Source organism: Halomonas sp. SpR8, from assembly GCF_031010195.1.
GTDB lineage: Bacteria > Pseudomonadota > Gammaproteobacteria > Pseudomonadales > Halomonadaceae > Vreelandella.
Genome location: NZ_JAUAMC010000004.1, coordinates 118,347 through 139,015 on the forward strand (window position 1 = coordinate 118,347; position 20,669 = coordinate 139,015).

A 20,669-nucleotide genomic window follows, 5' to 3' on the forward strand; every position below is an offset into this window, starting at 1 on the left:
ATGCAGGACATGTTACCAAAGAAGGTAGCAGCGCTTGTAGACCGGAAGTTAGTCGTCCGACATCTCATTGAGCAGTGTCGAATCAGTGAGAGCTCCTTTGACCGTTCTCACTAATTATCGTCAGAATTGTTCAAAAATCCTAAGGGGATATGATATGGCAACATCCACACTTAAATTAGCTAAAAAACTATATTCTTATCTAAATATGAGATCTTACTCCATGGAGGCTATTGACCTGATTGTGGTCTGTTGCTCTTATGACCTCCGTGTTTGTGATTATGCTTGCCATGTTTTTAATAATAAATTACCAAAGGCCATGATTTTTTCTGGATTAACAGGGAATTGGACAAAACACTTGTGGGACGAGCCAGAAGCGGTGGTTTTTGCTAATCGGGCTAAAGAGTTAGGTGTTTCTAAAGAAAAGATATGCATTGAAAATAAAGCTACCAATACGGCAGAAAATATTTACTTTTCAAGAAAAATGTTACCAGATGTTAATAATGTTTTATTTATATCCAAGCCAAATTCTTTGCGTAGAATATATCGTACAATTCCCATTCAATGGAAAGGTATAAATTTTTATACAGATGCACCAGATTTAGACTACCCAAATGATGCTTCGCAAGTGGTTGGAGTGTTAGGATTGATTGATGAGATGGTCGGCGATATTCATCGTTTAATTGTATATTCTGAAAAAGGGTTCCAAACTAAAGAAAATATACCAAGTGATATTTATGAAGCATGGGATAGTTTAATTAAACGCGGCTTTGATAGACATTTAGTGAAATGATTGGTAGCACATGTAGATCAAATCACAGTACTAATGTTAGCCTCGGTAAGGAGACCTATAAGCCCATCTTATTTATCAGGCAGATTAAAAAAGGAACCAGTGATGAGCAGCATAGAGCAATCGATAATCGGCGTTGGCGCTATTCTTGTCCGGCCTGATGGAGCTGTGCTGCTTGGCTACCGCGATAAGCTCGGTGAATCGCCAAGCTGGTGTTTGCCGGGTGGCCATGTTGATGCGGGGGAGTCATTTGAAGCAGCGGCTGTTCGCGAAATTGCAGAAGAAACGGGCATTTCCGGGCTGCAGCGTCCAAAGTTGCTGGCGATAACCCAGAACTTAAGTAGCGCAGCCTCTATCGTGACAGGGGCAGTACTCGCTAACGTGGAGCAGGATGCTGAAGCACTCGTGCTTGAGCCAGCAGTATTCACTGAATGGCGCTGGTTCAGCCCCAGTGCGCTTCCCTCCCCGTTATTTCCGGCAAGCCAAGCGGTATTTGCACACTGGCAGGGCGATGAGTCGCCAGCCGGCTGGCAGACGTACCCCATCGTTCCAGAAGAGTAAATCTCGCTATGTAGAGAGTATGCTTTCCATCGGTACCGACGTATCAAACTTATGCCGCTTACGCGACACTAACGTGCGGAACTTGCGCAGGTTGTCATCGCCATACAGGACGCGATCGCAGAAGCGGTCGTATTCATCTAAATCAGCCACCGTCACAATCAACACAAAATCACACTCGCCGGTCACCTGATAGCACTGCTTCACTTCAGGGGCGCTCAGCGCTGATGTTAAAAAGCGCTGGTAGAGCGACTTATTATCCCGCTCCATCGTCACCTCCACCACCATATGCAGGCACTGCCCAAGGGCGTTAGGGTTGAGTAGTGCCACCTCACGCTCAATGATTCCCGCATCGCGCAACCGCTTAACCCGCTTTAAACAGGCAGAGGGAGAGAGCCCTATCTCGTCCGCTAACGCTTGATTGGTCAGGCTGGCGTCACGCTGTAGCTGGTCAAGGATTCGTCGATCAATGGCGTCCATGAAATAAAATTCTCTTTCTATGCTTATAAAGAACGAATAGTGATTGTTAGTGCGGTATTGAAAAGAAGATTCTGCACTGTCTCCTTTACCATAACGATTATTCAGACGATGGCAATGGAGAGCTAGATGCGTATGAGCATTTATCACCTATTGGATGGTTTATGTAGTGTTCTCAAAGACGCGCTGCGCGTATACGTGACGCTACTCAAAATCCTGATTCCGGCGTTGCTTATCGTCAAAGGATTAGAGTTGTTGGGTATTGTCGATTGGTTGGGAACGGTACTGGCCCCTTTAATGAGCGTACTTGGCCTGCCCGAACAAATGGGCCTTGTATGGGCGGCGGCGCTCTTTACCAACTTGTACACCGCTATTGCGGTGTTTCTTCAAGTAGCCGGTGATACGCCCTTGAGTGTTGAGCAAGTAACGGTGCTTGGGGCGTTAATGCTGATAGGGCACTCGATTCCTGTGGAGGGAGCGGTTGCCAAGCGGGCGGGAGTGCCTTGGTGGGCCACGTTAGTCTTGCGTGTCGGCGGGGCTTTGCTGTTTGCTTGGCTCTTACACTGCTTCTATTCGTATTTTGGCTTGTTGCAAGCGCCTGCAGCATTGGTATGGCATCCAAGCTTGTCGACAGCGCCAACGCTAAGCGGTTGGGCAGTTGCTCAGTTTGAAACATTAGCGCTTATTTTTGTGATTATTTTAGTGCTGATTGTGCTGTTAAAACTTCTGAAAAAACTTGGCCTGGAGCGATGGATTCATCTTTGCTTGCTACCGCTACTTAAGCTATTAGGCATTGGCCGCTCGGCAGCGAATGTGACGGTCATTGGTTTCACGCTGGGATTAAGCTATGGCGCAGGGCTGCTGATTCGTGACGTGCAAAACGGGGTGCTTAGCAAGCGCGACAGCACGCTAGCGCTGTGTTTTCTCGGCCTCTGCCATAGCGTTATAGAAGATACGCTGCTGATCTTAATGCTTGGAGCCGATATAACGGGCATCTTATGGGCACGGCTGCTGTTTGCTGTTGTTGTCACAGCGATCATTGCCCGTTGGCCTAAAGCCACGGTGAATATTAAATAGGCAGCTAAACGGGCTGCCGTAAACGTAAAATAGAGACGCCTAATCCGATAAAAGCACTGCCTATCATGCGATTAACCCACTTCACCCGTGAAGCACTGCTCAGCCAACGGGAGAGGTGTTTTGCGAGCCCGCCATAGATCATTAAAACGGCGAAGGAGAGCGCCATAAAGGTGCCCACCATAAGCGAAAACTGGGGCAGCAAGGCACGCTGTGTATCCAAAAACTGTGGAAACAGGGCGGTAAAGAACAGAATCGCTTTAGGGTTGCTCACGGCCACCAGTGCGCCTTCACTATAGGTGCGCCACCTGGGTGTCGGTTTAGTGGTTTTAGCGGAAACCGCAAGGGAGGTTCGGCTACGCCACTGACGAATGCCCAGATAGATCAAGTAAGCCGCGCCGCCCAGTTTAATCAGGCTAAACAGCACCTCTGAGGCATTAAGTACCATGCCTAACCCTAATACAGCCGCACTCGCCAGTATGAGTAAGCCGGTGATATTGCCCAGCGATGATAGCGCCACACGCTTGGCTCCTCCTGCCATGCCGTTGCGTACCGCGACCAAAAACGCGGGGCCAGGGCTAGCAATACTGACCATTGCAACGGCAACAAAAAGCAGCCAAGTGGAAAGCGGCATGGGCGCATCTCCTGATGAGGTCGAAATGTTCCATTGCGTTAATTTTACTGGATAACATCCGTGTCGACGACTCAAAGTTGTAATTTAGAGATTCTGTGAATTAGCAAGCTACTCTGCACGCCTCTGATATCTCTTTTGGCAGTGGCTCTTCGTTCAGGTTGCGAGTATATCACCCGTCTGGTTCTATAATCTCGGCATGCTCTCAAGTCCGCTCGATTTGCTTGAGATTGCCAGTATTTCAGTGGGAAGCGCCTAATTTTGTAAGGCATTCGCTATTGGTTTTGCAAGATAGCTCTTAAAAACCGATGTCTGAATTGATTTCGCTAGAAGATGCTGTAGTTTTTCTCGGCGTTGCTAACAGAGCGAAAGTTCCTAGCAATGAATGGCATCGACTTAATAATGCTTTTGATAGAAGACCTCCATTATTAAATATGGGTTCAGGATGAAGCTCTTTCCAGCTTATGTAATCTTCGGTCAAGATCCAATTGTCTCCATAGTTGTCGCAAGTATGACTGCGGAAAAGAGCATCTATAAAGCTGAAGGCTAAGTTCCCTTGTTGGCATGCGGTACATTTCATCGGCACGCTCTTGCTATTAAGTCCATGATATCTTTCTTATATATGAAAGTTGTCACAAAGGTTAATTAAGAGAAAGTAGTCGCGCCGAGAAATTAACACTTAAAACTTAACTGATGCCTGCAAGCTAACTTCCAGCGGATCGCCCACCACCACCCGCGTGCTGCCGCCGCTTGAGGGGTAGTAAGTGGTGTCGAACAGATTCTTGGCATTGAGCTGCAGGTGCAGATTATCGCCCAGCCAGGGGGTGTCCCAGCCGATAAAGGCATCGGCGACGGTGTAGGCGTCTAACTGGAAGCTGTTGTCTGCGTCGCCTTCGCGCTCGCCCACATAGCGGACACCGCCACCCAGGCGCCAGTTGCCCAGCCCAGGCGCGGTGGTTAGGTCGTGCGCCAAGTAGAGGCTGGCGGTATGGCGTGCGGCGTTAGTTAGCGCGTTGCCTTCGGTGCCTTCGGTATCTTTGAGCACCTCGGTATCGGTGAAGGCGTAAGCCCCCAGCAGCGATAACTGATCGGTTAGCTGACCAGAGACTGTTAGCTCCACGCCCTGAGAGCCCGCTTCGCCTACCGTGCGGGTGACCCCGTTGTCGGAGACGGCAACATTTTCCTTACGGACATCAAACAGCGCAGCGGCTATCGAGAACTGGTCATTCCAGAGGTGTTTAACGCCGATTTCGCTGCCCATACTGTGTTCAGGATCCAACGCCTTGCCGGTATCGCTGTCGGCCCCATTAGGCACAAAGGCTTCGCTGTAGCTGGCGTAAACGGATGTCCCCGGGCTTAGACGATGCAGCAGGCTGACCGACGGCAGGAAAATATCGTCGCTAATATCGGTCTCGGTAACAAAAGGTTGGCCGCGGCCACTAAACTGCTCGTAGTGGGTGTAGCGCCCGCCCAGACCCAGCGTCCAGCGGTCGTTGAAGTGCCAGCGGTCATTGAGGTAAACGCCGGTGGTATTAATCTCATCCAAGCGGTTGCTACGCGAAGTGTTAAGGCTATCGCTATCCAGATTCAGGCCACCGTAGCTCATGTCGTATATATTCTGGTCGGTGACCGCCGTGCCGCGATACACATCGGCCACATAGTCACGGCGGCGTTCGTGATCAATCCCCACAGTGAGGTCGTGGCGCATTCCTGCCAGCGTAGCGGTGCCGGTGGTGTCCCAGGCGGTATATTGCACGCGGCGGTCAAAGCCGATATTGGCGTCTGCACGGCGGGTTAGCGCGCCGGTGTCTTCATTTACGCGTAGTACCCGCGGTTGGCCATCACTGTACTGGCGGCGGTTCCAGCCGTAGGTCAATCTTGTCGACCAGTCGTTGTTAATATCCTGCTCCCACCAGGCGGTGACGGCTTCGTCGTGACCGAATACCCGTGACCAGGGTTCGTCGAAACGGCGGTCGCTGGGCACCTTGGCGGGCTCACCGTCGACAATCACCGTGCCGCGATCCAGATCCAAGTCGTAGTCGCGGTACTCATAAGAGATCTGCGCACGACTGTCGATGCCTTCCCAGCGCAGTGAAGGGGCAACGATCGTGCGTCGGTTATTACCGAAAGCACGAAAGGAGTCTTCATCTTCATGGTGAACGATAAATCGGAAGGCCAGCCCGGTATCGGCAAGCGGGCCGGTGACATCCACGCTGGCATTGCCGCCGCCCAAAGAGGTGGCTTCGGCGCTGATTTCGCGCTGCCACTGGTACTCCGGGCGTTTGGTCACCAGGTTGATCACCCCGCCAGGGTCCTGCTGGCCTTGAAAGAGCGAGGCTGGGCCCTTGAGTACCTCGACATGATCCACCGTTGCCATGGAGAAGGTGCCGCGGGGCTGGCGAATGCCGTCAATCAACGTCGAACCATCGCTGTTGCTACCAAAACCGCGCTTGATAAAGCCGTCTTCGGTGCCGCCCATATTGTTGCCTTCGGTCACCCCTGCGACCATCGCCATCGCCTCATTCAAGCTGTCGATATTATGATCGGCCATTACCTGGGCGGTGACGGTTTCCACAGTGCGGGCTTCTTCCAGAAACGACACCGGCTGTTTGTTGGCCAAACTGGAACGCTGGGCGCGATAGCTCTGCGGGGCTACGTCAGAAAGGCGATCCGAGGTGACGATCAGTGTTTTTGAAACTGTTTTTGAAACTGTTTCTGAAGTGGGCTCGTTGGCTTGTTGCGCGTAGGCATAGGGCAACGGATTCAGCAGTAGCAGTGGCGAAAACAGCGCAATGGTTCGGGAGCAGAGCATGGGTGGTATAGATCCTTTTTGTCGTCAGTGGTGGGTTGAGGAAGTAAGTGTTATTGAGCGTTGAGTGCGCCCCAGAAGTGCCCCTCGCGGCTTAGCGCTGACGGGGTGGGCAGCAAAGCGTCGAAGGTGGCGGCGGGGTCGAGATCATAGAAGCGTTCGGGGTAGAGCCATTGGGCAATGCGTTCCAGCGCGACAATGGCGAAGGGGCCCTGGTGGAAGCCATGCCACAGGGCATAGAACTGCCCTTCTTGAACGGCGTTGAGGTGCTGCCAACCGGGCAGCAATTGGCTAAGGTGATGCAAGTCCTGGTCAACATCGTCGGCGCTGACACCGAGGCCGGCACGCAAGCCATCGCCTGCCGACCACTGCCCCGCGGTGTTGAGGATGACGTCGGGTGGGTGGCTGAGCACCCACTCGTTGCTTAGCGTCGCCGATGCGCCGGGGGTTAACGCGTCAGCGATGTTATTGCCGCCCGCCCGCGCCACTAAGTCGGCTAGCCCGTTGCGTAGATTGGTACGACAGCAGTCAACTTTGACCCCGGGTGCCACATTGATGAGGACGGTGGGGGAGTCGGTAGGCCGCTCTGCCAAACGCTGGTCGATCCGCGCCAGGCGCTGCTCAATCAGGGCGATCATAGCGCTGGCCCGGGGCGTTGCGTTTAATGCCTGGCCTAAAAGGGCCAGGCTTGTGGGCGTATTCTCCAGCGGGTGACGGTTAAAGTCGATAAACGGGTAGGCAATACCCAGCTCGTCCAGCAGCCTTGCCAGCGGGGAGCCTTCTACGCTACCCACGCGGGAGAGATCGAATAGCACCAGATCCGGAGCCAGATTCAGCAGCGCTTCGCTATCGAGCTGAGGTGTCGGCGCGCTGGAAAGCGCTGGCAGTCGATCCAACGCAGGCCACTGGGAGGCAAAGCGTTGCGCCATGGCGGGGTCAAACATGGCCAGCGGATAAGCCCAGCCCGCTAAGCGCGGTGTCGGATCATCCAGTAGCGTTGCCAAGGCATACAGCTGGCGCGGCTGGGTAAGAAATAGGCGAGTTGGCGGCGCTGAAAGGGTCACTTGGCGGCCTGCTAAATCGGTGACTTGTTTAGGGAAACTCTCAGCAGGCTCACCCGCCAGGCATGCGGCAGCGCTTAACAAACTTATCCAACACAGCAAATTAATAGCCAAGCGGCGCATGTCGGTATCCTGGGGTTAATTCGCAGAGAGATGGCTGACGCGATCGCTTAGCACCACCGGCCGCCCTAGCGAGCAGTGCTCTACTCGCGCCTCTACACCGTAGGCGGCGCGCAGGACGTCGGGTGTAATCGCGTCGTGTGGGTCGCCGGCGGCCAGCAGGCCGCCGTTACCAAACAGCAGCACCTGGTCGCAGAAGCGTAGGGCCAAGTTGATATCGTGAATCGCCATCAGGCAGACCGCCTGACGCTCCGCTATCACTGCGCGTACGGTATCGATCAGCGCCAGCTGCCAACGCAAATCCAGCGCGCTGGTGGGCTCATCCAGCAGTAATAGCGCGGGCTGGCGGGCAATCGCCTGGGCCAGGCCGACCATCTGGCGCTGGCCGCCGGAGAGTTCGCTTAACGGGCGCAGGGCGAGCGAACGAATGGCCAGGGCATCGAAAACCCGCTCGATTAACGCGTCTATCTGTGGTCGGCTGAGGTCGGGGCGTACGGCCCGACAGGCGCTAAGTACCGCTTCATAAGCGACTAAGGTGGTGGCCTGAGGGAGCGTTTGCGGCAGATAGCCCACATGGCGCATCCGCGCGGCGCCGCTAAGGGTGGCAAGGTCGATATCGTTAAGCTGCATTTGCCCGCTGGCAGGCTGTAAGCCAGCAACGGCTTTTAACAGGGTCGATTTGCCCACCGCATTGGGCCCCAGCACCGCGACCAGCGAACCGGGTGGCAGTGTGGGCAGGTTTAGCTGCTCAAACACGCGCCGTTTGCGATAGCCGGTAGAGAAATCGCTGAGCGTAAAGCCTGCACTCATCGCGCTCGCCCCTGCAGTATAATCAAGGCCATAAAGAAGGGGATGCCCACCAGCGAGGTCACCAAGCCGACGGGCAGCACTAGCCCATCAACCAGCGTTTTACTAGCGATAGAAGCAAGTGAAAGCACCAGCGCCCCGGCTAGGGCGCTGCCCGGCAGGTAAAAGCGATGATCTTCACCCAGCGCCAGCCGAGCCATATGTGGGCCAACTAGCCCAATAAAGCCAATGGTGCCCACAAACGCCACCGCGGCGGCGGCAAGCAGGCTCACTCTAAGTAGCGAGATAAGCCGCAACCGCTCAACCGCAATGCCGAAGCTGCGCGCGTGTTCATCGCCCGAGCGCAGAGCCGTCATTGCCCAGGCGCTGCGTAGCGAAAAGGGCAGGCAAACGGCCAGCACTGCTGCGACGATGGCCACCGTCTCCCAAGAAGCACGGGACAGGCTGCCCATCGTCCAAAACACTAGTTGCTGTAATGCATCGGGGCTGGCGATGAGCTGCAAAAGCGCGACCAGCGCATTGAGTACAAACACCAGCGCGATACCAAACAGCACGATAATCTCGCGGCTGGCGCCGTAGAGGCGCGACAGCGCATTGATGGTCAAAATCGACGCCGCCGCAAACACAAACGCCATTAAGGCGGTGGCGTAGTGGGCACTTAAACCAAACAGGGTGAGGTTAAAAACAATCACCAGCGATGCGCCCAGGGTGGCCGCCGCACCCACGCCCAGGGTAAAGGGGCTGGCCAAGGGGTTATTCAGCACCGTTTGCATTTCGGCACCGGCCAGGCCCAGCGTGGCGCCTACCAGCACCGCCATGAGCGCCGCAGGCATGCGGATCTCCCAGACAATGGCCTGCTGAATGGGCCCTTGGGACTGCGCATCAAAAATCAGCATGATCAATTTATTAAGCGATATAGGCGCTGGGCCGGTGGCAATATCGGCAAGCAGTGACAACACCAGCGCGATTGCTAAGCCTGCGACGATCATTAGGCGAGTAACAATAAAGCGCCGATAGGTGGATGCCAACGGAGCAGCAAGCGGCGAAGGGGCGGGCATTATGAAGGTGTTTCCAGGTGAGAACACAAAGTTAACAGGTTTAGTCTTATTTGCGACTAAAACTCATTCGTGATCGTATTTTCATCCTTTAGTCGTAGCGCTGTCAACCGCAGGGGCGTCGCGGGTTACCTGATTGCCGTGCTGCTTCCTCTATGTTCTATTAAAGGTCTTAGGGCTTTATTCAAGGGCTAGGCTTTATTGAAGCAGTATCTGGCCTACACTTACCTTTTGTTACAGATAAGTATAAGGAGTTCAGCATGACCGATATAACCGCTCTGCTAGGCAGTGACGCCGAGAGTTTGCTTAACCACACTTGTCAGGGTGTTCGTCGTGAGGACTTGCATCTGCCGGGCCCGGATTTTATTGACCGCGTCATGGCCGATAGTGACCGCAGCCCAGCGGTATTGCGCAATATGCAGAGCTTCTTTAACCATGGACGCTTAGCGGGCACCGGTTACCTTAGCCTGCTACCGGTGGATCAGGGCATTGAGCACTCGGCGGGCGCCTCTTTCGCACCTAACCCGCGCTACTTCGACCCGGCCAATATCGTTGAGCTTGCCCTTGAAGGGGGCTGCAACGGCGTCGCATCAACGCTTGGGGTTCTCTCTTCCGTGGTGCGGCGCTATGCCCACAAAATCCCGATGATGCTCAAGCTTAACCATAATGAGACCCTGAGCTACCCAGCGATATACGACCAGACGTTATTTGCCGATGTGGAGCAGGCCCACGATATGGGCTGTGTGGCGGTGGGGGCGACGATTTACTTTGGCTCCCATGAGAGCCGTCGGCAAATCATGGAGATCAGCGAAGCCTTTGAGCGTGCCCACCAGTTGGGCATGGTCACCGTGCTGTGGGCCTATCTGCGCAACCCGGCCTTCAAACAGGACGGTACCGATTATCATGCCGCCGCCGACCTCACCAGCCAAGCCAACCATATGGCTGCAACCCTTAAAGCGGATATCGTCAAACAGAAACTGCCTGAGAATAACGGCGGCTATAAAGCAGTCGGTTTCGGGCATACCCACGATAATGTTTATAGCAAGCTGACGACTGATCACCCCATCGACTTGGCCCGCTACCAGGTCGCTAACTGCTTTATGGGCCGTGCTGGTTTGATTAACTCTGGCGGTGGCTCCAAAGGGCACTCCGATCTTGGTGAAGCGGTGCGCACGGCGGTGATCAATAAACGTGCTGGCGGAATGGGCTTGATCTCGGGGCGTAAGGCGTTCCAGAAACCCATGCAAGAAGGCGTTGAACTGCTGCACGCTATTCAGGATGTCTATCTCTCTACGGACGTGACGGTTGCCTGATAGCGCGGTCTAGCATCGAACGCGATTGGTTAATAGGAAGGGCGTTGAACAGCTGTTATTCATTTATAGTTGTGCTTCAAAAACGCCTTTACCCACCACCACCGCGTTACCGCCCACCGTTACGAAACCGGGTTTGATCTTGCCATTGGCAGCGGTGTAAATAACGCTGGGCCGCCCCATCTCAACGCCCTGATGAATCTTGCACTGCAAGGCGTCTGGCTGGAGTGATGCCAAGTAGCCGGTCAATGCTGCCGCTGCACTGCCGGTAGCGGGGTCTTCGCAAATGCTGGCGTGCATACAAAACATGCGGCTGCGAACAACCGTCTCTGCCCCACCGTGTTGTTCAATCACATACAGGTAAACCTGCTCGGCACTGCTAGGCACAACAGCACTGGCCCAGGTGGTCGTAGAGATGTGTACGCTCTCTAACGCTGCCACGTCAGTGAGTTCAATTAAATGATAGGGCAGTCCGAGGGAGGCAATGACTGGATCGCCCATTACCTGGTGAATGTCTAGTCCAAGTAGCTCAACGGCAGTGATGCGATCAATCGTGCTGTCTTGCAATATAGCGGGCTGGGCGGTGGTAAACGTCGCCCTTTCTTGGTTATAGCTAACGGCTAGTTCGCCGATAGGGGGTTGTAGCACAACGCCTTGCGCGCGGTTAGCTAGGCTCAGCTCCGCGAGCAAATGCGCGGTACCTACCGTGGGGTGGCCTGCAAAAGGCAGCTCGCATGTCGGCGTGAAAATCCGCATCGGGTAGTGATTCGGGGCAGTGGCGGCACTTAAAAACACCGTTTCAGCCAGGTTCAATTCATTGGCAAGTGCTTGCATGGTGCTTGTCTCGAGCTCTCCAGCCTCTAAGAAGACGGCCAATGGATTGCCGGTAAACGGCTGGTCGGTAAAAACGTCGAGTAAGTAATACTCAGCGGTTTTCATGGTGGCCCCTTTTAAAAGATGCGTGTTTCCAAAACGCTTTATGCCCCTCTTTTTGCGCCTGCTCCCGGGTAATACCAACATCTTCTAGCAGCCGGTCATCCAACGCCAGTAGCTGACGACGGCTACGGCGATAGTGACGATAGGCATGCAGTTGGTAGCGCAACTGATAGCGAAGCTGAGTAAAGATGAAGCGTAGCATGACGGCTCTCCTTGAGCGTTATGTGCCTAATGAGATTACTCAGCACTGTGTTTTCAATACAGACATAGAAATTTTTATTTTTAAGATACAGATCGGGTGTTTTATACCTCTGTATGGGCTATAAATAGCTATCTGTATTGTTTTAGGCTGAAAGGGGTAAAGGCCGTGACGCGCTATGAAGAGGTAGCCACTATATTGCGGGAGCGTATAGAGCATGGGATTTACCGTGTGGGCGATCGCATGCCCTCTATTCGTGCGGTCTGCCAGGAGCTGGACGTCAGCATTTCGACGGCTCAGGAGGCCTACCGGCAACTGATGGATGTGGCGTTGATCGAGTCGCGCCCCAAGTCTGGCTACTTCGTATTGCCAAGCCGGGTGCCCTCGGTGTTGCCCTCGGTCTCACGACCTGCCCAGCGCCCGCTGGATATTTCCCAGTGGGATCAGGTGCTGGAGCTCGTCGCTACTCAACGCGATGACGACCGGCTTCTGCTAGGGCGTGGGGTGCCCAATCTCGAGTATGAAACGTTGCGGCCACTGTCGAAAATCCTCGCTGGCCTACATCGCAGCACTGATCTGAACGGATTCAACTACGACAAACTGAGCGGAAGCCCCGAGCTGCGTCAGCAAGTAGCCCGACTGGCGATTAATTCTGGCTGTTTGCTGCACCCGGACGACATTATGGTGACCACCGGCTGCCAAGAAGCGCTATCAATCTCGCTACGCACGCTCACCCAGCCCGGTGATGTGGTGGCCGTGGACTCACCCAGCTTTTACGGCACCATGCAGATCCTCAAGGCCAACGGCTTAAAGGCGCTGGAAATCCCCACTGATCCGCAAACAGGGATCAGTCTGGAGGCCCTTGAGCTGGCGTTGGAGCAGTGGCCGATCCGCGCGATACAGGTCACACCGACCTACAACAACCCGCTGGGCTACACCATGCCTGAAGCACGCAAGCGGGCGCTGTTTCAGCTCGCCCAGCGCTTTGATGTGGCGATTATCGAAGACGATATCTACGGCGATTTGTCCTTCTCTCTGCCCAGGCCATGCACCGTGAAATCCTTTGATGACGACGGGCGGGTCATGCTGTGCAGCGGTTTTTCCAAAACGGTGGGGCCGGGGTTGCGGGTGGGCTGGCTGGCGCCGGGCCGCTATCGCGACCAGGCGATGCACATGAAGTATGTCTCCACCGGTGCCTCGGCCACACTGCCACAGCTGGCAGTGGCGGAGTTCGTCGCCAAAGGCCACTACGAGCGCCACCTGCGTTACGCCACCCGCCAGTATCAGCGCCAGCGCGATATCATGATCAGTTGGGTGCAGCGTTATTTCCCCAAGGGAGCGGGCATCAGTTACCCGCAGGGCAGTTTTTTACTCTGGGTGGAGCTGCCTGCCGCCGTGGACTGCGTGCGCCTAAACGAACGCTTGGCAAAGCAGGCCATCCACGTGGCGCCAGGCTCGCTGTTTTCCGCCTCGGGCAAGTTTCGCCAGTGCCTGCGTCTGAACTATGCGTTTACGTTAACGCCTGCTATCGAAAGCGCTGTGCGTACTGTGGGAGAGCTTGCTTCCGAGATGGTGGAGGAGGCGCAGGCGCATGAGGTGGGTGTAGGGTAAGTAGTGTTCCTTTCAGTTGGCTGTGAAGGCCGTCAGTAACGAGTCGGTGAGTTCTGGTGCGGGATTGGCCCCGGTCAGAATGGTGGCGATGTGGGCATTTTTAGGCCACTGATCACGCATGGCATAGGCGGCTGTCAAACCGAGTGCCCCTGCGGGTTCCAGTAATAGCCCCAGATGTTCCAGGCCAAGGCGCATGCCATCTTCGATACGGGCTTCGTCCACCAGCCAAATATCATCGACTAGTTCGCGCATATCCTCCAGTGCCTCGATAATGGGAGCGCGAACCGCCACACCATCTGCCATGGTATCCACTCGATCATTAGTGACGAGCGTACCGCGCTTCCAGCTTTGCCAGGTGGCATCCGCGCCTTGAGGGCAGATGCCGATCACCCGGGTGGCGGGGGAGGAGGCTTTGAACCAGCGACCTACGCCGTTTATCAGTGCGCCATTGCCAAGGGGCACCAGTAGCGTATCGAATGTATCACCGTGGGCGAGCATTTCGACCGCAATAGTGCCTGCGCCCTCGGTAATCTCGGCTTGTCGGCCATCCTCTACAAACAAGCCACCGTGCTGTTGAGCAAAGCGAGCCGCTGCCTGTTTGGCTTGATCAAAGTCCTCTCCCATGCTGATGACCTCCGCACCTAGTGCGCGGATGCCGGCGATTTTGAGTGGGTTAGCATTTTCAGCGACAAAGACGCTGAGGGGCAGATCGCGCTGCTTGCAGGCATGAGCCAGCGCTAGCCCCCAGTTCCCGGCGCTGGCGCAAACCAGCGGTGCAGGTTTCTTTTGCTGCATATGGTGGGAGACAAAATGGTCGGCACCGCGCCCTTTGAAGTTGCGTAGCGGGTTGAGCGTTTCGACCTTCACTGTCATGGCGACGCCTAACGCTGCATCGAGTGATGGTGAACGATACTGTGGGGTTGCCAGGAAGGTGGGGGAGATGCGACTGGAGGCAGCGGCAATATGCTCCAGCTTGATGCGGTGCTCGTAACGTTGGGGCGCAATTAGCTCGGCGTGGTGAGCGATAGGCTGCAAATCCTCCTGGCGCTCTATCCGATCCACCATTAGCACACCATCAAGATGGTCTACCTCGTGCTGGATCAGTTCGGCCAGTGACGCTGAAAGGCGATGCCAGTGGCAGGCTTTGCCTCTTTCGTCCTGGTAAGTCAGGCTGATGCTGGCGTGGCGCCTAACATTGGCAATATGGTTGGGCACGCTCATGCAGTCGTCCCATACCGGTTGCGTCTCTTCGCTTCGCCAGACAATAACGGGATTGATCAATGTAAACGGGCGGCCTCCCAATTGAACCGCCACGATGCGTAATGGCTCGCCTATTTGAGGGGCAGAGATGGCACGGCCAAAGCCGGTTCGCGCTTTGAAATTGGCAAGCGTGGCATGCAGTTCGGAAACCACCTTTGCTATATCGGACGTGATTTCTTCTATTGGCTGGGAGGCGGCTCTTAAGCGTGGGTCGCCTTCGGTCAGGATCGTGCGTATTTGGCTCATGGTGTTGTCTCCGCCTGTATGGTTAAGTCTTTGCTTGAGTTGCGTTAGCTTAACGGGCAAGACCTTTTTACTGGCCGCATATCCTAGCGGGCCATTGCGGGGAGACTGCATAATGAGTGACCAAACTGCGGGCGAGCGGCCCGCGGAGCAATTGGATGATTTTGATCGTCGGATTCTGGCTATTTACCAGCACGATACGCGCGTGACGGGGGAAAGTATCGGGCAAGCGGTTGGCTTGTCGGCGGCGGCGGTTCAGCGGCGGCTCAAGCGGTTAAGAGCGCGGGGCGTTATTGTCCAGGAGGAGGCGCGTTTAGATGCCAAAGCACTAGGTTTGCCGACTACCTGCATCGTCGGTGTAGATCTCGAATATGAACGCAACCAGCATGTCGACGAGTTTAAGCAGCGGATGCGGGAACACCCCAATGTGCAGCAGTGTTATTACGTGACAGGGAGTATGGACTTCGTTTTGGTGGTGGTGACCCGTACGTTGCAGGAGTACGAAGATTTCACCCGCGAGGCGCTGATGGAGCACCCTAATGTGCGCTCTTTCACAACCCTAGTATCTATGGATACAGTCAAATCGGGATACGCGCTGCCTCTGAGTGACTTAAACTCGAGGCCTAATTCATGCTCCTCAGCCTGATTTAGAGTGTTCGGTCAGCGATTTCATTTTCGAGGTACCTATGTGGCGCCATGCTCTCACTTATCGCTCGTTCGGAGCGCCGCTAGAAACATTGAAAATGGAAGCATCGCAAATGGAAACATCGGATGTTCCAGGCATGAGTGCAGACAAGCTCAGAGTGAGAATGTCGTGCGCTCCGGTTAATCCGTCTGACCTCATTCCTATCACCGGAGCCTATTCACATCGTATAAAGCTTCCTGCCGTCGCCGGCTACGAAGGAGTTGGGCGTGTTATTGCCGCACCGGGAGAGTACTCCAAGCTAATCGGAAAACGAGTGCTTCCATTACGAGGCGATGGTACCTGGCAGACGATTGTGGAGTGTGACCCAGCTCTTGCAGTACCCGTTCCCGATACCATCTCTGACGACGTTGCCGCACGCGCCTACATTAACCCCTTGGCGGCCCTAACCATGCTCGAAACATGGCCCGTAGCGGGGAGGCGTGTGCTTCTAACTGGCGCCGGTTCGAACTGTTCTGAATACCTTGGGGCATGGGCATATCAGTACGGCGCCAAGGAAGTCGTTGGCATATACCGTTCCGACAGCAGAGTTACCCGCCTGAAAAAGCTTGGTATCAAACCGGTACCTATCCAAAATATGTCCCAGATCTCGTATGTGGCCCGTGAGTCGGACATAGTGTTTGACGCTTTAGGAGGGCTAGTTGCGGCAAAGATATTGCAACTGATGGCACCGGGAACGAGTTTTATCGCTTATGGGCTATTGACGGGGCAGGCAATTCAATTGGATTCCAAACCTTGCGCTCACTATAAACGGTTTCACCTGCGCGATAGTTTGGCCAGGATGTCTGCAGAAACCTGGCAGCACAAATTCTTATCTATTTGGAAGCTTCTGGGCCAGACAGATATACCGAGTTATCAAGTCTTTCCCAGCCAAGAGTGGCGCCAAGCTGTCGAGAGGGCGCTTTGCCCGAGTAGCCAGAAAGTAATTTTAGATTTCGCTGATCTGGCGCCTCATGATAAGTGACTTATTTGGAACGAATAAAAGAAACTATATTATCAAAATATGATCTTGCTGCCCGCCACAGGTGTCAAACGGCCATGGTCGATAATCGGGCCGGTTGGCTGGCCTCCTGGAGCGCCTCCCTGGGGCTCAACACTGACGGCTAAATCGGCACTGAATAACTGTGCGCGCAGCTCATCGCTGGGTTGTAGACGTCGGCTGCCTTGCTCAGGCAGCAGGCCGAGCGAAACAGGGGTGCCATCGGCGATCAACCAGAGTTCACCGGTCTGTTCACTGTCGACCTGGGTCGGCTGAACCGCTTGCACGATCAGCTCTCCCTCTTGAGTCGCGCTAATGATCCAGCCTGGGGTGCGTGATTCGTCCTGAACGACGAAGACCGCTTCTCCCTGTGGCGGCTTGGTCAGTTCAGCTTGTTGCCAAAGAAGGCCCAGCGCTATCGCGATTAGCCCAAAACTGGCCGCCATGGCCTGCCATGCACCTAAACGCTTCCACCAGGGGAAAGGTACTGCCCCGGTCGCCTGGGTAATGCGCTGCCAGACTTCCTTGGGCGGTGTCTTGGGGTCGATTCGCTCGTTAAATAAGTGCAGGTATTCTCGCCAATCTTCCACGTCATTACGTAGGTCATGGCTGACCGCCAACAGCGCTTCAAAGCGTGCTTTCTGATCGTTATCCAATACGCCCAGCACGTACTCACCAGCCGCTAGGTGGCGATCGTCAGGGTCGCTTAAATCCCATTGGTTAGACATGTTTTTAACCTCTCAAGTCCACGGCGGATCCAGCTTTTGACGCTGCCCAGCGGTTGGGACAGAGAGTTAGCAAGCTCGCTGTGCGTCATGCCCTGAAAATAGGCCATTTCCATTAACTGTCGCTGATGTCGACTGAGAGTGTCGAGGCAGTCGTTCAGTTTGTCATTTTGCTGATGATTGATGCTGTCATCTTCAGGGTCGTCGGTACCTAATAGAGTTTCTAACAAGGGTTCATCGGTAGTGGTGTCCTGGGGCTTTTGGCGGCGCAGCCAGTCGATGCCAATATTGCGAGCGAGTGTGGAAAGCCAGGTCATCGGCTTGGCTCGCGTGGCGTCGTATTGATCGGCAGCATGCCAGATTCTGATGAAAACATGTTGAAGGCAATCCTGTGCAGCACTTTCATCTCTTACTATACGCAGCAGTTGAGCATATAGATGCGCACTGGAGGCACGATAGAGACGCTCAAGTGCATTGCGATCGCCCTGGGCGCAGCCGTTGAGTTGCTCAATAAGGTATTGGTGGCGTTGCATGGCATCTAACATTCAGGCATCTCTGCACAGTAAACCGAATCGTCAGTCTTGGGCAGTCAGCCGTTGAAGGCAATAGGCGAGGGCCTCAGCGGTGAATAAAAAAATTGTTGAGATGTTTGCATCCACTGACGCCTAGGGTCCGTAAGTATTAGTGAGCTTGCATTGCTGAGCTCTTTTAATGACAACCAGGAGATGCCCCAATGAAACTCAAACTACTTACTGCTGGCCTTTGTGCCACTGCCTTGTTTGCCGGCGTTGCCGTTGCCGATCATGGTCCTACCATGGTAGGCGGTGCCAACATGCTTCCTGAGCGCAATATTATCGAAAACGCCGTTAATTCAGGCGACCATGAAACTCTGGTAGCTGCCGTAAAGGCGGCTGAATTGGTTGAAGTGTTACAAGGCGAAGGCCCCTTTACGGTATTCGCGCCGACGGATGATGCTTTCGCGAAACTTCCTGACGGCACCGTTGATACGCTGCTGCAACCAGAGAATCAGGAACAACTTCAAACAGTTCTTACCTACCACGTCGTACCTGGCAATATGAACCGCGACGCATTGTGGGAAGAAATCATGGAAAATGATGGCGACGTAGCTTTCAAAACCGTCCAGGGTGAATATCTTACCGTCGCGCGCAACGGTAATAACCTGATGGTTATGGATGCCCAGGGTAATAGCGCCAACATTACAGTGGTGGATGTGGCGCAGTCGAACGGCGTGATCCATGTGATCGATAACGTATTAATGCCTTAAAGGTCTAACTCATAACGGCTAATGACCGTTATTCGTTTGAGTTTACCCATCGCCTGGCTTGCTAGGCGGTGGGTTTTTGCCGACCAGAGGGCCGTACAAATCCCTCTCGGGCCCGAGCGGCTTGCTCGCGAACGACACATCCTTGCGCATGATCATTAAGCAGCCCCATGGCCTGCATAAAGGCAAAAGCGGTAGTGGGGCCGAAAAATTTCCAGCCGCGCTTTTTTAACTCCTTGGCAAGGGCTATAGATTCAGGCGAGGTGGTCTGGGTTTGTGGCGCCGCTGACTCGGTCGGCTCATAGCGCCAGAAGAACGCGGCCAGCGAGCCTTCCTGAATGACCATTTCCTTTGCACGTTGAGCGTTATTGATAGCCGCTTCGATTTTTCCACGATGGCGAATAATCCCCGCGTCTTGAAGTAAACGCTGCACATCATCTTCGCCAAAGCGGGCGACTTGGTGGAAATCGAAGTGTTGAAAGGCAGCGCGAAAATTCTCGCGCTTATTGAGAATGGTGCGCCAGCTCAAGCCCGATTGAAAGCTCTCCAAGCAGAGCTTCTCGAACAGCCGCTGATCGTCGTCCACCGGAAAGCCCCACTCGTTATCATGGTAGGGCAGAAATTCCGGCGCGCCGCCACACCACTGGCAGCGAGGATGCCCGTCGGGGGCGATAAAATCGTTGGTCATCTTAGTCAAACCATTCCTGGGCAGTACGCCATAGGCACATACCGATGAAATAAGCCGATGTGATGCCCCATCCCCATAGTGCCCAGGCGGCATGCACGGGACTGGAGAGCACCAGTGACGTGGCGCATACACACCACACCAGCGTGACAGTAATATTGAGTGGCATGAACAAGCGCACCCGAAAGGGGTGCAGAAACTTCATCCGGGTCACGGTGAGGATGGCCAGCAGAACGATAGAGGCAAAGGTGATAAACGGCGGGAAGTCGAGAATATAAAAATAGGCGGCGGCGATGTTCCAGGCGGCAGGAAAGCCAACAAAGTAATTATCCTGGCTTTTCATATCGACGTTGCAGAAACAGAACATCGATGACAGCAGAATGATAAACACTGATAACAGCCCTAAATAGGGCGGCAATTCAATGAAGTAGTAGATGAATAGAGCGGGAATAAAGGCCCAGGTCAGGTAATCAATCACCATATCAAGCGTTGAGCCATCGAAATGCGGCAGTATGGCCTTCACTTCATACTTGCGGGCCAGGGTGCCATCGATACCGTCGATCATCATCGCGGCGCCCAGCCAGAGGAGACAGGCAACCGGGTTATTATCGACCAATGCGAGCAGCGCCATCGTGCCGAGTAGCACACCGCTGGCGGTAAATATATGCACGCTCCATGCCTTACATATCGAAGCGCGGGATTCTGTGTGCGAAGAGAGTAATTGAGCCACATTAACCCCGTTGGGAACGTGTCGTTCCCGTTAAATTGGATTTTTAAATAAGCTTGTTAAAGAAAGATACACTACTACAAGAAGGCTGCCCGAGAATATGCCGGCATGCTATCCTTTTATGATGCGTTTAGCGCAGGGCTCGTGCATGACACACTCCAGGAGTACCTTTTTATGACGGCCATTCGCTTAGCCACTATCCGTGACATCGATTCGCTTACCGAGTTACTTGATGGCTATCGCCAGTTTTATGCACAGCCAAGTGATATTCAGGCGGCGCGTGATTTTCTGCGCCAGCGCATGGGACTCGGAGACTCTTTTATCTTGGTGAGTGAAAACAGTGAAGGTTCACTTACCGGCTTTGTGCAGCTCTACCCAGGGGTCTCCACGGTAGGCTTGAATGCCCGCTGGACGCTTAATGATCTCTTTGTGCTACCCGACTGCCGTGAAAAAGGCACAGGACGAGCGCTAATGGAAGCCGCCACACGGCTAGCCCACGATCATGGTGTAGCGCGTTTGATACTCATGACCCAGGTAGAGAACGAGCGTGCCCAATATCTTTATGAATCACTGGGCTGGCAGCGCAATACGGCGTTTTATGGTTATTTGCTAGATATTAAGTAAGCGCTG

Annotated in this window: 22 protein-coding genes; 9 read left to right on the top strand and 13 right to left on the bottom strand. The window is 54.3% G+C overall.

All coding sequences use genetic code 11. The features are described from left to right. Positions 1-154 precede the first annotated feature (154 nt). Together QT230_RS09955 and QT230_RS09960 are read left to right on the top strand one after the other, a co-directional pair. A complete protein-coding gene (locus QT230_RS09955) occupies positions 155-790 on the top strand; it encodes a YdcF family protein (RefSeq protein WP_308321523.1) in 636 nt (211 codons plus the stop codon). A 102-nt stretch (positions 791-892) separates the two neighbouring features. Then, positions 893-1,348 (top strand): NUDIX domain-containing protein, encoded by a 456-nt coding sequence (locus tag QT230_RS09960; protein WP_308321525.1) that lies wholly within the window; start codon positions 893-895, stop codon positions 1,346-1,348. 6 nt (positions 1,349-1,354) lie between these two features. Here QT230_RS09960 and QT230_RS09965 read toward each other — a convergent pair whose 3' ends face one another. Beyond that, positions 1,355-1,825 carry an Lrp/AsnC family transcriptional regulator gene (locus QT230_RS09965; RefSeq protein ID WP_308321527.1) on the bottom strand — a complete coding sequence of 157 codons (471 nt, stop codon included), beginning with the start codon at positions 1,823-1,825 and terminating at the stop codon, positions 1,355-1,357. A gap of 132 nt (positions 1,826-1,957) precedes the next feature. On the opposite strand from QT230_RS09965, the gene QT230_RS09970 reads away from it, so the two are divergent. Further along, positions 1,958-2,899, top strand: coding sequence for a nucleoside recognition domain-containing protein (locus QT230_RS09970; RefSeq protein ID WP_308321529.1), 942 nt, complete (start codon positions 1,958-1,960; stop codon positions 2,897-2,899). Positions 2,900-2,903: 4 nt separating this feature from the next. Here QT230_RS09970 and QT230_RS09975 read toward each other — a convergent pair whose 3' ends face one another. The 5 genes from QT230_RS09975 to QT230_RS09995 all read right to left on the bottom strand — a co-directional run bounded on the left by QT230_RS09975 (position 2,904) and on the right by QT230_RS09995 (position 9,382). Continuing rightward, on the bottom strand, positions 2,904-3,530 hold the full coding sequence (locus QT230_RS09975; protein WP_308321531.1) for a LysE family translocator: 627 nt from the start codon (positions 3,528-3,530) through the stop codon (positions 2,904-2,906). 676 nt (positions 3,531-4,206) lie between these two features. Continuing rightward, positions 4,207-6,339: a TonB-dependent siderophore receptor gene (locus QT230_RS09980; protein WP_308321533.1), complete on the bottom strand. Its 2,133-nt coding sequence runs from the start codon at positions 6,337-6,339 to the stop codon at positions 4,207-4,209. A 50-nt stretch (positions 6,340-6,389) separates the two neighbouring features. Next, on the bottom strand, positions 6,390-7,520 hold the full coding sequence (locus QT230_RS09985; RefSeq protein ID WP_308321535.1) for an ABC transporter substrate-binding protein: 1,131 nt from the start codon (positions 7,518-7,520) through the stop codon (positions 6,390-6,392). A gap of 15 nt (positions 7,521-7,535) precedes the next feature. Then, positions 7,536-8,327 (bottom strand): ABC transporter ATP-binding protein, encoded by a 792-nt coding sequence (locus tag QT230_RS09990; RefSeq protein WP_308321536.1) that lies wholly within the window; start codon positions 8,325-8,327, stop codon positions 7,536-7,538. Then, positions 8,324-9,382, bottom strand: a complete 1,059-nt coding sequence (locus QT230_RS09995; protein ID WP_308321537.1) for an iron ABC transporter permease — start codon at positions 9,380-9,382, stop codon at positions 8,324-8,326. The genes QT230_RS09990 and QT230_RS09995 overlap by 4 nt, the downstream gene beginning before the upstream one ends. A 257-nt stretch (positions 9,383-9,639) precedes the next feature. Here QT230_RS09995 and QT230_RS10000 point away from each other — a divergent pair, with 257 nt between their 5' ends. Beyond that, the gene (locus QT230_RS10000; protein WP_308321538.1) at positions 9,640-10,692 is read left to right on the top strand and encodes a class I fructose-bisphosphate aldolase; all 1,053 of its coding nucleotides are present in this window, start codon (positions 9,640-9,642) and stop codon (positions 10,690-10,692) included. A 63-nt stretch (positions 10,693-10,755) separates the two neighbouring features. Here QT230_RS10000 and QT230_RS10005 read toward each other — a convergent pair whose 3' ends face one another. Continuing rightward, complete coding sequence (locus QT230_RS10005; RefSeq protein WP_308321539.1) at positions 10,756-11,628, bottom strand: PhzF family phenazine biosynthesis protein; 873 nt, start codon at positions 11,626-11,628, stop codon at positions 10,756-10,758. Further along, positions 11,615-11,827, bottom strand: a complete 213-nt coding sequence (locus QT230_RS10010) for a DUF1127 domain-containing protein (protein WP_308321540.1) — start codon at positions 11,825-11,827, stop codon at positions 11,615-11,617. The genes QT230_RS10005 and QT230_RS10010 overlap by 14 nt, the downstream gene beginning before the upstream one ends. 165 nt (positions 11,828-11,992) lie before the next feature. On the opposite strand from QT230_RS10010, the gene QT230_RS10015 reads away from it, so the two are divergent. Beyond that, positions 11,993-13,435 (top strand): PLP-dependent aminotransferase family protein, encoded by a 1,443-nt coding sequence (locus QT230_RS10015; protein WP_308321542.1) that lies wholly within the window; start codon positions 11,993-11,995, stop codon positions 13,433-13,435. A 12-nt stretch (positions 13,436-13,447) separates the two neighbouring features. Here QT230_RS10015 and QT230_RS10020 read toward each other — a convergent pair whose 3' ends face one another. Then, on the bottom strand, positions 13,448-14,941 hold the full coding sequence (locus QT230_RS10020; RefSeq protein WP_308321544.1) for a pyridoxal-phosphate dependent enzyme: 1,494 nt from the start codon (positions 14,939-14,941) through the stop codon (positions 13,448-13,450). Positions 14,942-15,053: 112 nt separating this feature from the next. Here QT230_RS10020 and QT230_RS10025 point away from each other — a divergent pair, with 112 nt between their 5' ends. Together QT230_RS10025 and QT230_RS10030 are read left to right on the top strand one after the other, a co-directional pair. Next, the gene (locus tag QT230_RS10025; RefSeq protein ID WP_308321545.1) at positions 15,054-15,584 is read left to right on the top strand and encodes an Lrp/AsnC family transcriptional regulator; all 531 of its coding nucleotides are present in this window, start codon (positions 15,054-15,056) and stop codon (positions 15,582-15,584) included. Positions 15,585-15,696: 112 nt separating this feature from the next. Further along, on the top strand, positions 15,697-16,605 hold the full coding sequence (locus tag QT230_RS10030) for a zinc-dependent alcohol dehydrogenase family protein (RefSeq protein WP_308321546.1): 909 nt from the start codon (positions 15,697-15,699) through the stop codon (positions 16,603-16,605). A gap of 32 nt (positions 16,606-16,637) precedes the next feature. Here the strand turns inward: QT230_RS10030 and QT230_RS10035 are convergent, their stop codons facing one another. Together QT230_RS10035 and QT230_RS10040 are read right to left on the bottom strand one after the other, a co-directional pair. Further along, on the bottom strand, positions 16,638-17,348 hold the full coding sequence (locus tag QT230_RS10035) for an anti-sigma factor domain-containing protein (protein WP_308321547.1): 711 nt from the start codon (positions 17,346-17,348) through the stop codon (positions 16,638-16,640). Beyond that, positions 17,327-17,890, bottom strand: coding sequence for a sigma-70 family RNA polymerase sigma factor (locus tag QT230_RS10040; protein WP_308321548.1), 564 nt, complete (start codon positions 17,888-17,890; stop codon positions 17,327-17,329). Before QT230_RS10040 ends, QT230_RS10035 begins: the two co-directional genes overlap by 22 nt. A 188-nt stretch (positions 17,891-18,078) precedes the next feature. On the opposite strand from QT230_RS10040, the gene QT230_RS10045 reads away from it, so the two are divergent. Further along, positions 18,079-18,630, top strand: coding sequence for a fasciclin domain-containing protein (locus QT230_RS10045; RefSeq protein WP_308321549.1), 552 nt, complete (start codon positions 18,079-18,081; stop codon positions 18,628-18,630). Positions 18,631-18,691: 61 nt separating this feature from the next. Here QT230_RS10045 and QT230_RS10050 read toward each other — a convergent pair whose 3' ends face one another. Further along, complete coding sequence (locus tag QT230_RS10050) at positions 18,692-19,315, bottom strand: DNA-3-methyladenine glycosylase I (protein WP_308321550.1); 624 nt, start codon at positions 19,313-19,315, stop codon at positions 18,692-18,694. A 1-nt stretch (position 19,316) separates the two neighbouring features. Beyond that, a complete protein-coding gene (gene pcsA / locus QT230_RS10055; protein ID WP_374694459.1) occupies positions 19,317-20,000 on the bottom strand; it encodes a phosphatidylcholine synthase in 684 nt (227 codons plus the stop codon). Between the two features lie 213 nt (positions 20,001-20,213). On the opposite strand from pcsA, the gene QT230_RS10060 reads away from it, so the two are divergent. Continuing rightward, positions 20,214-20,663 carry a GNAT family N-acetyltransferase gene (locus QT230_RS10060; protein ID WP_308321553.1) on the top strand — a complete coding sequence of 150 codons (450 nt, stop codon included), beginning with the start codon at positions 20,214-20,216 and terminating at the stop codon, positions 20,661-20,663. Positions 20,664-20,669: the final 6 nt, after the last annotated feature.

Excerpts from the sequence above, each read along its gene's own strand:
- QT230_RS09955 (WP_308321523.1), top strand. The coding sequence starts at position 155 with ATGGCAACATCCACACTTAAATTAGCTAAAAAACTATATTCTTATCTA.
- QT230_RS09960 (WP_308321525.1), top strand. The coding sequence starts at position 893 with ATGAGCAGCATAGAGCAATCGATAATCGGCGTTGGCGCTATTCTTGTC.
- QT230_RS09965 (WP_308321527.1), bottom strand. The coding sequence starts at position 1,825 with ATGGACGCCATTGATCGACGAATCCTTGACCAGCTACAGCGTGACGCC.
- QT230_RS09970 (WP_308321529.1), top strand. The coding sequence starts at position 1,958 with ATGAGCATTTATCACCTATTGGATGGTTTATGTAGTGTTCTCAAAGAC.
- QT230_RS09975 (WP_308321531.1), bottom strand. The coding sequence starts at position 3,530 with ATGCCGCTTTCCACTTGGCTGCTTTTTGTTGCCGTTGCAATGGTCAGT.
- QT230_RS09980 (WP_308321533.1), bottom strand. The coding sequence starts at position 6,339 with ATGCTCTGCTCCCGAACCATTGCGCTGTTTTCGCCACTGCTACTGCTG.
- QT230_RS09985 (WP_308321535.1), bottom strand. The coding sequence starts at position 7,520 with ATGCGCCGCTTGGCTATTAATTTGCTGTGTTGGATAAGTTTGTTAAGC.
- QT230_RS09990 (WP_308321536.1), bottom strand. The coding sequence starts at position 8,327 with ATGAGTGCAGGCTTTACGCTCAGCGATTTCTCTACCGGCTATCGCAAA.
- QT230_RS09995 (WP_308321537.1), bottom strand. The coding sequence starts at position 9,382 with ATGCCCGCCCCTTCGCCGCTTGCTGCTCCGTTGGCATCCACCTATCGG.
- QT230_RS10000 (WP_308321538.1), top strand. The coding sequence starts at position 9,640 with ATGACCGATATAACCGCTCTGCTAGGCAGTGACGCCGAGAGTTTGCTT.
- QT230_RS10005 (WP_308321539.1), bottom strand. The coding sequence starts at position 11,628 with ATGAAAACCGCTGAGTATTACTTACTCGACGTTTTTACCGACCAGCCG.
- QT230_RS10010 (WP_308321540.1), bottom strand. The coding sequence starts at position 11,827 with ATGCTACGCTTCATCTTTACTCAGCTTCGCTATCAGTTGCGCTACCAA.
- QT230_RS10020 (WP_308321544.1), bottom strand. The coding sequence starts at position 14,941 with ATGAGCCAAATACGCACGATCCTGACCGAAGGCGACCCACGCTTAAGA.
- QT230_RS10025 (WP_308321545.1), top strand. The coding sequence starts at position 15,054 with ATGAGTGACCAAACTGCGGGCGAGCGGCCCGCGGAGCAATTGGATGAT.
- QT230_RS10030 (WP_308321546.1), top strand. The coding sequence starts at position 15,697 with ATGGAAACATCGGATGTTCCAGGCATGAGTGCAGACAAGCTCAGAGTG.
- QT230_RS10035 (WP_308321547.1), bottom strand. The coding sequence starts at position 17,348 with ATGTCTAACCAATGGGATTTAAGCGACCCTGACGATCGCCACCTAGCG.
- QT230_RS10040 (WP_308321548.1), bottom strand. The coding sequence starts at position 17,890 with ATGTTAGATGCCATGCAACGCCACCAATACCTTATTGAGCAACTCAAC.
- QT230_RS10045 (WP_308321549.1), top strand. The coding sequence starts at position 18,079 with ATGAAACTCAAACTACTTACTGCTGGCCTTTGTGCCACTGCCTTGTTT.
- QT230_RS10050 (WP_308321550.1), bottom strand. The coding sequence starts at position 19,315 with ATGACCAACGATTTTATCGCCCCCGACGGGCATCCTCGCTGCCAGTGG.
- QT230_RS10060 (WP_308321553.1), top strand. The coding sequence starts at position 20,214 with ATGACGGCCATTCGCTTAGCCACTATCCGTGACATCGATTCGCTTACC.